At 42.6% G+C, this 12,536-nt stretch carries 11 protein-coding genes; 5 read left to right on the forward strand and 6 right to left on the reverse strand.

The genetic code is table 11. The annotated features are described in order from the left end of the window. Positions 1-105: 105 nt before the first annotated feature. Positions 106-1,002, reverse strand: coding sequence for a transglutaminase-like domain-containing protein (locus tag BUE31_RS28520; RefSeq protein ID WP_083620475.1), 897 nt, complete (start codon positions 1,000-1,002; stop codon positions 106-108). Positions 1,003-1,045: 43 nt separating this feature from the next. Between BUE31_RS28520 and BUE31_RS28525 the strand changes: the two genes are divergently transcribed. Next, positions 1,046-1,831 carry an O-methyltransferase gene (locus tag BUE31_RS28525; RefSeq protein WP_073407281.1) on the forward strand — a complete coding sequence of 262 codons (786 nt, stop codon included), beginning with the start codon at positions 1,046-1,048 and terminating at the stop codon, positions 1,829-1,831. Positions 1,832-1,917: 86 nt separating this feature from the next. Further along, complete coding sequence (locus BUE31_RS28530) at positions 1,918-2,400, forward strand: exonuclease domain-containing protein (RefSeq protein WP_073407282.1); 483 nt, start codon at positions 1,918-1,920, stop codon at positions 2,398-2,400. Between the two features lie 41 nt (positions 2,401-2,441). Here the strand turns inward: BUE31_RS28530 and BUE31_RS28535 are convergent, their stop codons facing one another. Next, a complete protein-coding gene (locus BUE31_RS28535) occupies positions 2,442-3,581 on the reverse strand; it encodes a BamA/TamA family outer membrane protein (protein ID WP_073407329.1) in 1,140 nt (379 codons plus the stop codon). Between the two features lie 251 nt (positions 3,582-3,832). On the opposite strand from BUE31_RS28535, the gene BUE31_RS28540 reads away from it, so the two are divergent. The 3 genes from BUE31_RS28540 to BUE31_RS28550 all read left to right on the forward strand — a co-directional run bounded on the left by BUE31_RS28540 (position 3,833) and on the right by BUE31_RS28550 (position 6,714). Next, positions 3,833-4,813 (forward strand): deoxyhypusine synthase family protein, encoded by a 981-nt coding sequence (locus BUE31_RS28540; RefSeq protein WP_073407283.1) that lies wholly within the window; start codon positions 3,833-3,835, stop codon positions 4,811-4,813. A gap of 155 nt (positions 4,814-4,968) precedes the next feature. Next, positions 4,969-5,811 (forward strand): DNA damage-inducible protein D, encoded by an 843-nt coding sequence (gene dinD, locus BUE31_RS28545; RefSeq protein WP_073407284.1) that lies wholly within the window; start codon positions 4,969-4,971, stop codon positions 5,809-5,811. A gap of 69 nt (positions 5,812-5,880) precedes the next feature. Beyond that, entirely contained in the window at positions 5,881-6,714 is an 834-nt protein-coding gene (locus BUE31_RS28550) for an N-acetylmuramoyl-L-alanine amidase (RefSeq protein ID WP_073407285.1), read from the forward strand. A gap of 68 nt (positions 6,715-6,782) precedes the next feature. On the opposite strand, the gene BUE31_RS28555 is transcribed toward BUE31_RS28550, so the two are convergent. The 4 genes from BUE31_RS28555 to trpC all read right to left on the reverse strand — a co-directional run bounded on the left by BUE31_RS28555 (position 6,783) and on the right by trpC (position 12,516). Then, positions 6,783-7,307: a hypothetical protein gene (locus BUE31_RS28555; protein WP_143167297.1), complete on the reverse strand. Its 525-nt coding sequence runs from the start codon at positions 7,305-7,307 to the stop codon at positions 6,783-6,785. A gap of 140 nt (positions 7,308-7,447) precedes the next feature. Continuing rightward, positions 7,448-9,106 (reverse strand): glutamine--tRNA ligase/YqeY domain fusion protein, encoded by a 1,659-nt coding sequence (locus tag BUE31_RS28560; protein WP_073407287.1) that lies wholly within the window; start codon positions 9,104-9,106, stop codon positions 7,448-7,450. Positions 9,107-9,344: 238 nt separating this feature from the next. Next, positions 9,345-11,558 (reverse strand): transferrin receptor-like dimerization domain-containing protein, encoded by a 2,214-nt coding sequence (locus BUE31_RS28565; protein WP_073407288.1) that lies wholly within the window; start codon positions 11,556-11,558, stop codon positions 9,345-9,347. A gap of 175 nt (positions 11,559-11,733) precedes the next feature. Then, complete coding sequence (trpC, locus tag BUE31_RS28570) at positions 11,734-12,516, reverse strand: indole-3-glycerol phosphate synthase TrpC (protein WP_073407289.1); 783 nt, start codon at positions 12,514-12,516, stop codon at positions 11,734-11,736. Positions 12,517-12,536: the final 20 nt, after the last annotated feature.

The raw sequence follows: 12,536 nt of genomic DNA on the forward strand, positions 1-12,536 counted from the left end.
ATGGCTTAGTTATTGTCGGTTAATGTTAACGCAATTTATGAAATCAAAAACTCACTAACAACTTCTGCAAGAAGTTATTCCGCCCCTAAAAACTAAATTAGCCTACTACATTTTAATCTCTCCGTTAGGGGGCCAGGGGGAGCTTCCTTCTATTATCAATAGCAACTCATTTAACTCATCAACCTTGTCTGATGACCCGAGGTGCTCATAAGAGCTGATGAGATTGCGTAATACCCTCCTGATGATATCGGTGTTTGAACAGGGTTCGTAAAATTGTTTATCAAACTTTAAATTTAGCTGCTTTAAAAACATATCCACGTCGCGGCGGCCAAAAATAAAGCCCTTGTTAAAAGCATTTATATAAAATAAAATGCCGCCTTCAAATTCGCTTTGCAGGCTATCGTCCAAATAAGCTAAAATAAAGTGCTGGGGCAGGTTTACACCATAAACCGGGATATCCAGCTTTTGGGCTATGATAGAATAAATAATTGCCAGCGAGATCTGGTTACCCTTTTTGGTTTCAAATACCTGGCTTATATAGCTGTTCTGCGGATCCTGGTGGTTGGTGGTATTGCCGCTAAAACCATAGATGTTGTAAAACACATGGTTAATAAGCTTAATTTGCTCCGCAGGACTCGCCTCATTCATCATCTGGATCCAGATGTCGCGTTTAATGGCTTCTATCTGGTTAATAACCTTTTGCTCATCAAGGTCGGGGTATTGATACCTGTTAATGATCAGGATGCCCTGCAGCAGATCGAATGCGCCGCCCTGGTGCCATAGCTGGAGGTCTTTTTTTACAATATCAAACTGGATCTCGTGTACCAGGTTGGCTATTCTTTCCTGTTGTATAGGATCAAAAGCCTGTTCCCAGGCCTGTTCTAAATATTCTATTGCTTCAGGGCCGTAAGAGAATAATTTCTGATGAACGTGTTCAAATATCTCCCCATCCGGATCGTCCAGTAAACGTATTAATGAATTTACTTCTGTTGGATTTATCATGTTATCACGCTAAAATACTAAACGTTTGTATATTTTTACAGCCATGTTTAATTTAAGGTTCGCGAAAGATTACCTGCTGCATCGGCTTAAAGCAAAAAACAGGCATGGTGTACACTCTCCATTTGTTTACCGGCTGATTGATAATGTAATTTACGATTTTGATCCCAAAAAAGTATATACCGATGTTGAGAACATCCGCGAAACGCTATTTAATGACACCCGGATTATAACCATAACTGACCTTGGCGCCGGATCGCATGTGAATAATAACCGTCAAAAAAAGATCAGCGATATTGCCCATAACGCGCTTAAGCCACCAAAGCTGGCACAACTGCTTTACCGCCTGGTTGCCGATCTTAAGCCCCGTAACGTTATTGAATTAGGCACCTGCCTGGGTATTACCACGCTCTATCTGCAAAAGGCATCACCCACTGCAAAAATTTACACCATGGAAGGCTGCCCTGAAACTGCCAAAATAGCCAAAGAAACATTTAAAAAAGGTGAAATAAATATAGTTGAACCGGTAATAGGCAATTTTGACGATACCTTCCCAGGTGTTATTAATGATATTGATCAGCTTGATTTTGTTTTTGTAGATGGCAACCACCAGAAAGACGCCACGCTAAAATACTTTGAATGGTGCCTGCCGAAAGTACACGAAAACACCATGCTTATTTTTGATGATATTTATTGGAGCACCGGCATGAAGGAAGCCTGGGAACAAATAAAAGCCCACCCACAAGTTACAGTAACCATTGACCTGTTTTGGATAGGATTAGTATTCTTTAAACCGGGCCAGGCGAAGGAAGATTTTTTAGTGAAGATTTGATCACTGATTTTAAGCTGAGTAAATTGATGAAGCTGATTTTTTGGAAATTAATAAAATGTACCGGGTTCAAATTGTCGTTATAAAACATGAGTAATTCATTTACCGCTATTGATTTTGAAACCGCACAGGGGAAACGCTGGAGCATTTGCCGGGTGGGGCTGGTAAGAGTAGAAGAAGGAAGGCTTGTTAACAAGCTTAACCTGCTGGTTTGCCCGCCTGGAAATATCTATTCCGGCATGAATACGCAAATACACGGTATTGGTGCAAGGCACACTTATAATTCACCAAAGTTTGCAAATATCTGGCCGTTAATTCGCCCTTATATAGAAAATGAAACCGTTGTTTCCCATAACGGCGCCTTTGATTTTAGCTGCCTTTCACAAACCCTTGGTTATTATAAGCTTCAGTTGCCCGATTACAAACAACAATGCACTTACAAAATATTTGGAAAAGGGTTGGCGGCATGTTGCTCAGACCATAGAATTGCACTTAAGCACCATGATGCTTTATCAGATGCTATGGCATGCGCACAATTATATCTTATACACCTCAATAGACAGACCGGGTAAATTCTCATCCACATATTTCCTCATCCGAAATTCGACACCAATCAGAAACTTTGCCCCAGCGCTATATAAAACCCGCTTTCCCGTTTCTCGCCCTGAGGCTTTTGCCCTACACCATAATCTAAACGGATAGCGAGGCCTTTTTCAACATCAAAAAAGTAACGTACGCCGCCGCCATAGTTGGGTTTTAACTGGGCTGTGCTAAATGTGGAATGAAATACTTCGCCGGTACCAACAAAGCCCACTATTCCAAAACGGTTATCAACGCGATAGCGCAATTCGGTTTGACCGGCAATATAATTACGATCGCGATAGCGGCCCTGGTAATAGCCGCGCATCATCTCGTCGCTGCCCATCTGCGGCAATAAAAAAAATGGCGAACGGCTGCCTGTAAGGCTTTGCTCCTGGATATCAACCCCTAAAACCAGTTTACGGGCCAGTAAAAAGAATTGCGAATATTCTATATTAAAAAAGCCGCCGGCATAGCTGTTATTGGCATAAACACCATGCATTATATTGTAATAGCTACTGATGATCATCCCTTTTGTAGTATAAGTATTATTATTGCGGGTATCAAAAGTGAAGCTGGGCCCTATATAAACATTCGCGCCGCCATGGCCGTCTTCAACCTCGGGATCGGAGTTTATGGTGCTCTTTAGATTAGGATCGTATTTGTAAAAGTATTTTATCACACCCGCAACATAACCGAGATAAAAATAATCGCCAAAACGCTTTTCGCCTGTAATGCCAAGCTTGTAACGTTTTTCTGCAACATGGTCTAATGCTGATAGCCTGGTATTATTGCCGATACCATAAAAGTTAAAAGGATAGTTGTAATAGCTAATTACCCCGGTGTAATGAAACTTGTTTTGCGGTGTCCAGTAATTGGCATTAAGACTAAGTTTTGCCTGCCCCTTTGTGGTGATGGTTGAATAGCCAAAAAGACTTGATACCCTGGTATTGTGACCGATGGTATCAGTATAAAAAGATAGCAATGCAGCGCCTCCAAATTCAACACCTGTTTCGGGAGCTGAACTAAGTGCGGGCAATAATACAAAGCTGGGCTTAAGGCTGCTATCTTTTTTAAAATACATTTGCCTGATAAACTTTGGCAAAAAATTCAGCTGTGCAAAAACACTCTGAATACTAAACAGGAATATAAAAAGGATAAAAAGTTTTTTCATGTAACGCAGATGTTGCGAAGATAAGGCCATTTTGGGTATAATGAATAAGAAAGGGTTAAAAAGCTTTTGTCTTGGTGTTTCTCCCTGTTGTTACCGTGGTAAAAAACTAACCACGGAGATCGCTAAGAAGGCACAATGAACACCAGGGTCGAATTACAAGGAAAAATTGAGCGGGGGCGAACTTTTGCTTGTTCAAGCCCATTATAATTCATCAAAATAGCTACTTTTGCACCAAATTTATTGATAGGAAAATGAGCACTACAAGAGGACCTATATCCAAGTTTATTGAGAGAAATTACCTGCACTTTAATGCAGCAGCGTTGGTTGATGCCGCAAAAGGTTATGAAACACACCTGCTTGAAGGCGGTAAAATGATGGTGACCCTGGCCGGAGCTATGAGCACCGCTGAGTTGGGTATTTCATTGGCCGAAATGATCCGCGCAGGCAAGATCGACATCATCTCATGTACAGGCGCTAATCTTGAAGAAGATATTATGAACCTGGTTGCACACTCGCACTATAAACGCGTTCCTAACTACCGCGATCTTAGTCCGCAGGATGAGTGGGACCTGCTCGAAAATCATTATAACCGTGTAACCGATACCTGCATTCCGGAGGAAGAAGCTTTCCGCCGTTTGCAAAAACATATTCATAAGATCTGGAAAGATGCCGATACCAATGGTGATCGCTTTTTTCCGCATGAGTTTATGTACAAGATCTTAAACAGCGGTGAGCTGGAGCAATATTATGAAATAGACCCTAAAAACTCATGGATGCTGGCCGCTGCCGAAAAAAACCTGCCAATTGTTGTGCCGGGTTGGGAAGACAGCACCATGGGCAACATCTTTGCATCATACGTTATTAAAGGCGAAATAAAGCCTACTACCATGAAGAGCGGTATTGAGTACATGGCCTGGCTGGCAGACTGGTATGTAAAAAACTCAGCAGGCAAGGGAATAGGGTTTTTCCAGATCGGTGGCGGTATTGCCGGCGATTTCCCGATCTGCGTAGTGCCGATGCTTTACCAGGATATGGAAATGCCCGAGATCCCTTTCTGGAGTTATTTCTGCCAGATCTCGGATTCAACAACCTCATACGGGTCCTATTCAGGCGCTGTGCCAAACGAAAAAATTACCTGGGGCAAGCTTGATATTCACACTCCTAAATTTATTGTAGAGAGCGATGCTACTATTGTAGCGCCGTTAATTTTTGCCTGGATTTTGGGGCAGTAGATTAAGATTTTTTTTATAAAAGCCTGGTGTTGTCGGTTGACAAATGCCAGGCTTTTTTGTTGGATGATATTGCGGCGATCGCCAAATGCCAATTTTTTTAGCATTTTATTTGATTCCTTATTCTCATTAAGTTATATTGCATTTTTATCACAATAATGAAAAAAGAAGTAATAGTTGAATTATTTAGGCAGTTTGAACAGGCTTGCTATAATTACAATGAGATAGAATGCTGGAGTGCACGGGAATTACAGGAAATCCTGGGATATTCCAAATGGACTAATTTTATAAATGTAATTGACAAAGCAAAGAAAGCATGTGAAAATGCCGATTCAAGCGTCTCAGATCATTTTGCCGACGTCGGTAAAATGATCGCGATAGCTAAAGGGGCCCAAAGAGAGGTTGAAGACATAGCGTTAACCCGTTATGCCTGCTATTTGATTGCACAAAACGGCGATCCCGCAAAGCCAGCTATTGCATTTGCACAAACCTATTTTGCAGTACAAACCCGTAAACAGGAAATTATTGAGCAACGGTTGATTGATGTTGAGCGAGTTTCTGCCCGTGATAAGCTTTCTAAATCCGAAAAAAAGCTATCTGGCATCTTGTATGAACGGGGTGTTGATGGTCAAGGATTTGCGATTATCCGTTCAAAAGGTGACCAGGCTTTATTTGGTGGATTTAGCACCAACGATATGAAGAAAAAGTTAGGTGTACCTGCAGCTAAACCCCTTGCTGACTTTTTACCAACGCTTACCATTAAGGCAAAGGACTTTGCCAATGAGCTAACCAGTCATAATGTAATTGAAAAAGACCTGAATAATCAAACATCTATATCAAAAGAACACGTTGATAATAACAAAGCGGTTAGAGATATTTTATTGAAAAGAGGCGTAAGACCGGAGGCCTTGCCTGCCGCCGAAGACGTAAAGAAACTTGAAAGGCGATTAGATAATGAAGAAAAAGAAGTAACTAAAACGGTTAATCGTAACAAGCTTTAACAATAAGCATCCTTCTAATGAAACAAAAATTGGGTTATTTGCTTAAATTAGCTTTATTGTTGCGTGCTTATGAAAAACTACTACCCGTATTTATTGCTTATTTGTATTATAGCTGTATCCGCCTGTTCACCTAAAGGCCCTTATGCTCTTACCAATAAAGTATACAAAGACAAAACAAAAGGCTTTACCGAAACCATAAAACAAGAGTTGCCTGCTGCACTGGCGGATAGTACCGGGGCAGTTATCCCTTCCGAGTTTGTAGGTACGGTAAACTTCGGCATCCGCAAGCCCAATTATGTAATTATCCACTTTACAGCGCAGGATTCGGTGCAGCAAACGCTAAAAACTTTTACCGTTACCCAAACACAAACCAGCGCACACTATGTAATTGCTAAAAACGGCAAGGTATTTCACATGGTGAATGATTATCTGCGCGCTAACCATGCCGGTTTAGGTAAATGGGGCAGCGTTACAGACATGAATAGCTGCTCAATAGGTATTGAGATCGATAATAACGGCCAGGAGCCTTTTACAGACCCGCAGATAAACAGCCTGCTTACATTACTGGCGCAGCTAAAAAAAGCATATAATATCCCTCCGGCGAATTTTATTGGGCACCAGGATTTTGCACCCAAACGCAAACCCGATCCGGGCCCGTTGTTTCCGTGGAAAACATTGGCGCAGCATGGTTTCGGCTATTGGAGTGATGACCTGCTTGAACTCCCGCCTGATAATTTTGATTATGCTATTGCCCTGCGCCTGATTGGTTATGATACTTCGGACATTAGTGCCGCTATAGTTGCATTTAAACGGCATTTTATACAAACAGACATCAGTCCGCAGTTAACACAGCTCGATTTAAATGTGCTGTATAATGTGTACGGAAAATACAGTTTGCAGTAGGCGGTAAGCAGTTTGCAGTAAGATATATTTAATATTGCAAACTGCGCACTGATAACTGCCCACTACCTTTAATTACCCCGTTTTGCAGTAAACGAACCGTTGGTTATAGTATAAAGCACTGTTGTGCCGGTAAAATCATTCTCGGCAAATAATTTACCTGAAAATGTTCCTTTAATACTTGTAGAAGTAACTTCAGTGATAGATACCGTACCTTGTGCATTCCCCGTCTGCGTATTAAAAACATCGCTCGCGTTAGTAAAATAGTACAATGTTGAGGCATCAAGCTGACTAAATGAGCTGGCAACAGGGTAGGTTTGTCCGGCTTTTAGGGTATTAATGTCGTGCGTTAATTCAACCTCGAAGCTGCTGGCTCCGGGTTTGGCATTAGTAATATTTATACCGGTTATTAATACTTCGCTGGTATTGCCAACAGTTGCAGAAATCGCTACACATGAGTTAAAGCTAACAGCAGCTCCGTTGGATGTAAATTTCATGGAAGTACCGGTAGGTGAATTACTGTCGCTCTTTTTACAAGAGTTGAATATAATGGCAACTAATAGCGCCCCTAATAAGAGTTTGGTTGTGTTTTTCATTGTGGGTTTGTATGTTTATTGTGAAATAATGGTTAGGGGTGGATCAATTGATGGTATGCAGTTTTCAGTTGGTAACGAACGAAAAAATTGGTTTACAGCCGACAAATTTTGACAGCCGGCTATAAACCAATAATCGTCAACTATTTTTTAACCCAGCCGTCTTTAAGCGTAACCGTTCTGTTGAACACTAATTTATCAGCAGTTGAGTTTTTATCAAGCGTAAAATAGCCTTTGCGCATAAACTGGTAACCTTTGCCGGGTATAGCCGTTGCCATATCGGGTTCTATATAAGCTTGAGTTAATACCTGCAGGCTATCGGGGTTTATATATTCTTTAAAATCGCCATCCTCGTTTGATGGGTCTTCAACCTTAAATAAACGGTCGTACAAACGCACTTCAGCAGTTATGGCATGTGGTACGCTTACCCAATGGATGGTGCCCTTAACGTGGATGCCACTGGTATCGTTTTGTGATTTTGATTCCGGGATATAGGTACAATGGATCTCGGTTACGTTGCCGTCAGCATCTTTTACAAAGCTGTCGCATTTAACAATATAAGCGCTTTTAAGGCGTACCATCAGCCCAACGCCCAAGCGGAAAAACTTCTTCGGGGGTTCTTCCATAAAATCATCACGCTCTATCCATAATTCATTGCTGAACGGGATGTCTCTGCCACCCTCGCCACCTTCAACCTCGGGGTTATTTTCGCTGAAAAGGTTTTCAGTTTGCCCTTCGGGATAGTTGGTGATCACCATTTTTATAGGATCAAGCACTGCCATGCGACGCCATGCCGTTTTGTTCAGATCCTCGCGGATACAGAATTCAAGCAAACCCACATCTATCATATTCTCGCGTTTGGCAACACCAATGCGCTCACAAAACTCGCGGATTGAACCAGGAGTATACCCCCTGCGGCGTAAACCGCTTATAGTTGGCATCCGGGGATCGTCCCAGCCGTCGACAAATTTTTCCTCAACCAATTGTAGCAGCTTGCGCTTGCTCATTACGGTATAGTTAAGGTTTAAACGCGCAAATTCATATTGTTTTGACGGGAAGATCTCCAGTTTCTCAATAAACCAATTGTACAAGTCGCGGTGCGAAACAAATTCAAGCGTACAAACAGAATGGGTTATCTCCTCAATAGCATCTGATTCGCCGTGGGCAAAATCATACATTGGATAGATACACCATTTATCACCCGTGCGGTGATGGTGCGTATGTTTAATACGGTACATCAACGGATCGCGCATCAGCATATTTGGCGAGGCAAGGTCAATCTTTGCGCGCAGTACTTTTGCGCCATCGGGATATTTGCCTGCTTTCATATCGGCAAACAGCTGCAGGTTTTCTTCTATGCTGCGACTGCGGTATTGGTTTGGTGTACCGGCTTCAGTGGGCGTACCTTTTTGTGAAGCTATTTCTTCCGCTGTACTGTCATCAACATAAGCCAGTCCTTTTTTTATCAGGGCAACAGCAAATTCATAAAGGTTATCAAAATAGTCAGACGCATAAAGCTCATTGGCCCATTCAAAGCCAAGCCATTTTACATCGGCCTTAATGCTGTCAACGTACTCAGTTTCTTCTTTGCTGGGGTTGGTATCATCAAAACGAAGATTAGTTTGACCGCCATACCGTTGTGCAAGGCCAAAGTTTAAGCATATAGATTTGGCATGACCAATATGCAGGTAGCCATTAGGTTCCGGCGGGAAACGGGTAAGCACTCTTTTACCGTTTTTGCCGGCCGCTAAATCCTCTTCAACTATCTCTTCTAAAAAATTTAATGATCTTTCTTCGCTCATGGTGTAATTAAGAATTGGCAAAAATAAGAAATTCAAGTTGGTTAGACTAACGTTATTGAAAAGTGGGCGTGTTTACCTCTCTATGGCGAACAAGTATGATTCATGTTCAGAGGACGACATATCAAACTACCAGTCATTTTGAGATTGGGTATTCTCTAATTAGAGTTATGCCCCATCCTTTGTATTATCAAAGGATAGGGCATAATTGACTTTCTGTGTGTTTATCCTTTAGGACTTATTATAAAGGGTTACCCAAATACCCCACTAAATTATTTATACTTTTTGCTACAACGCCCACCTGCTCTTGTGCTTCTTTCCAGTTGCGCTGTTCAATGGCTTCGCGGATGCCGGGAAGGGTTTTTACGCCATAGCCGGTATAAAAACCAGGGGCATAAATAGTATGCCTGTACCATGGGCGGCGGGGTAAGCCGTCTGCAGATAGTAATTGCTGCTCAGCATGGTACAATAGTTTGTTCAGCTTATCATTATTACCATTGGTTTGTGATGCAGCAGTCCAGTTTGCTGCCAATTTATCAGCAACTTTTTTAAGGGTATCAACCGCAGTTTTTAAAGCGGTAAAATCAAGCTTTGGCACACTATCCTTTGCAACCGGAAGCTGCTCATGTTTTGTTGGATCGGCAGCTAAGGCAAAGTCGTTTGATTTTATCAGCTGGTTATCCATTGCAGTGGTCTCTCGCATTTTATCAACCAGTTCATTTAACTCAGTAACATATTTATTAATGGTGGTTTGCAGGTTGCGGAAATCAAAAGGAAGCAGTTCGGCATCGGCCATGCGCAAAACAGCATGTCCGGCAGTTTGTGCTAAAGCAACGCCATATTTAAATGATGAATCTTTAAACCGGCGATAATCATCATATGAATCAAAGATTGAATGATACTCGCCACCGCCATCTTCTCCGCCAAAGCCCAGATCTAATGTTGGGATGCCCAGGTGTTGTAAAAAGGAAGAGTAGTCAGACCCCGAACCCAATGATTCCAATTTGCCACCCTTTCGGTCTAATATTTCTTTTTTATCTTTTACTGATGAGGCACTAATTAACTCATGCGCTTTTTTACGATCGAACACACTTGCATTGGTTTGGGGATCAATTACGTTTTGCGTTATCTCGTCCATAAAAGCTTCCAAAGCCTGTGAACCGCCTGCTCCTAAAAACCCACGCCCGTTACCGTCGGAGTTAATATAAACAACCGCTTTTTCCTGCAGTTCCTTATCATGCCCTTCTGCAAATTCTGTAGAGCCAATCAAGCCAGGTTCCTCGCCATCCCATGAGCAATAAACAATACTACGTTTTGGTTTCCAGCCGCTTTTTAGCAAATCGCCCAGTGCTTTGGCCTCATCAAGCATGGCTGATTGACCGCTTATAGGGTCTCCAGCACCATTTACCCAGGCATCATGGTGGTTGCCACGCATTACCCATTCATCAGGCCATTTGGTGCCTTTTATTTTTGCTATAACATCATAAGCGGGCACCATGTCCCAGTTAAACTCCATTTTTAAATGTACCATTGCCTTTCCCGGGCCAACATGATAGGTTATTGGTAAGCCACCTTGCCAAGCCTGCGGGGCTACAGCGCCATCCAATGCAGCCAGTAATGGCTGGGCATCGTGATAGCTGATAGGCAGCACAGGGATCTTCAATATGGTTGGGGCGTCTTTCCGGTCTAAGCGTTTGGCATCCTTAGTGGCGCCAACGCCTGGTGTAAGCGGATCTCCCGGATAGATGACCATATCCATCACCGAGCCACGCTGAACGCCGTATTCGTTCTTATACGCGCCTTTAGGGTACACATCTCCGGCAGTATAACCATCATCCTTGGGGTCTGAGTAAATGATGCAGCCCACAGCACCATGTTCATACGCTACTTTAGGCTTTATTCCGCGCCAGGAACGGCCGTACTTGGCTATTACAATTTTACCTTTAACATCAATGCCCAGCTTGGCAAGCGTCTCGTAATCGTCAGGCAGGCCATAATTTACAAAAACCAGTTGCGCGGTTACATCGCCATCTGCGCTCCAGGCATTATAAGTTGGCAGCTGATTAGCCTGGTTTGATGTTGCATCTTCGGCTAGTGAAGGCTCCTTTAATAAGGCTGTATATTTTGTTGGACCGGTGAGTTCCAGCACCCTTGTTTTTGGGGTAGGAAAAAGCACCGTGTAAGTTTCAAGATGTGCGTCAAGCCCGTAGCTCTTGTATTTCTGCAGGATCTTTTCGGCCACGACTTTGCTTCCCGGCGAACCCAAATTATGCGGAAACCCTGCAAGTTCTTTAATGGTTTCACCAATTCGTGGTGCACTTAATGAGGCATCAAAAGCTTGTTCTGTTTGCAACTCTTTAGCTGCCGAAGCCGCTGAAAAACCGCTGATGGTTTTTTGCTGGGCGATAGCTGCCGCTGTTATGGCTATGAAAGCTAGGGTAAGTGTTTTTTTCATATTTTACAGGAATGTATGTGATCCCGTGAAAATAGGAAATTTAAGGCTAATTAGCAATTTGGACCAGGATTAAAGGATTAAAAGGATTTTTAAGAGCCATGAATGAAGCGTAGCCCGATTATTAATCCAGCTGACAGGCATCCACATATCTGCACATCAAAAATCCGCACATCCACTACATCCCGGTCACAAACTCCATCATTGCTGCGCCCGGATCTTCCTGTTTCATAAAATTCTCGCCAATTAAAAAACCATTAAAGCCGGCAGTTTTTAATTGCTTAATAGTCTCCGGGTTGCTAATAGCGCTTTCAGAGATCTTTAAAAATTCCGGCGGAATATGTGGCGCTAACTTGTATGAAGTTTCTACAGACACTGTAAAATCAGCCAGGTTACGGTTGTTTACACCTATAGCATCCAGGTTTGGGTTGATGCTTCTTTCCAGTTCTTCCAGGTTATGCACTTCTAACAGTACATTTAAACCCAGATTTTTCGCCAGCGAGGCCAGTGTTTGGATCTCGGCAGGGGTAAGGATGGCGGCTATCAGCAGAATAATATCTGCCCCTAATGATTTTGCTTCAATAACCTGGTACTCATCAATCATAAAGTCTTTGCGTAATACCGGGATGGTATTTGCATTACGGGCAGCAACCAGATCTGCCTTTTTGCCCATAAAAAAATTGCGGTCGGTTAAAACGGATAATGCCGAAGCGCCGGCAGCAGCATACCCGTTGGTAACCGCCTTAACGCTTACTTTATCATTAATTATTCCTTTTGACGGCGATTTACGCTTAAATTCAGCAATAATGCCTGTCCGTGCGGGATCAAGCAAAAAGTCTTTGAATGAATAGCACTCCCGGTGGAAAAAGTCTGATTCTTCCAGTTTGGTATACGAGGTACGGGCCTTGGCAGCCTGTACTTCGCGCCTTTTGTTGATTACGATTTTATCTAAAATGTTCATTGGCCCCCCAACCCCCGCCA

Source organism: Mucilaginibacter sp. OK098 (genome assembly GCF_900142915.1).
GTDB lineage: Bacteria > Bacteroidota > Bacteroidia > Sphingobacteriales > Sphingobacteriaceae > Mucilaginibacter.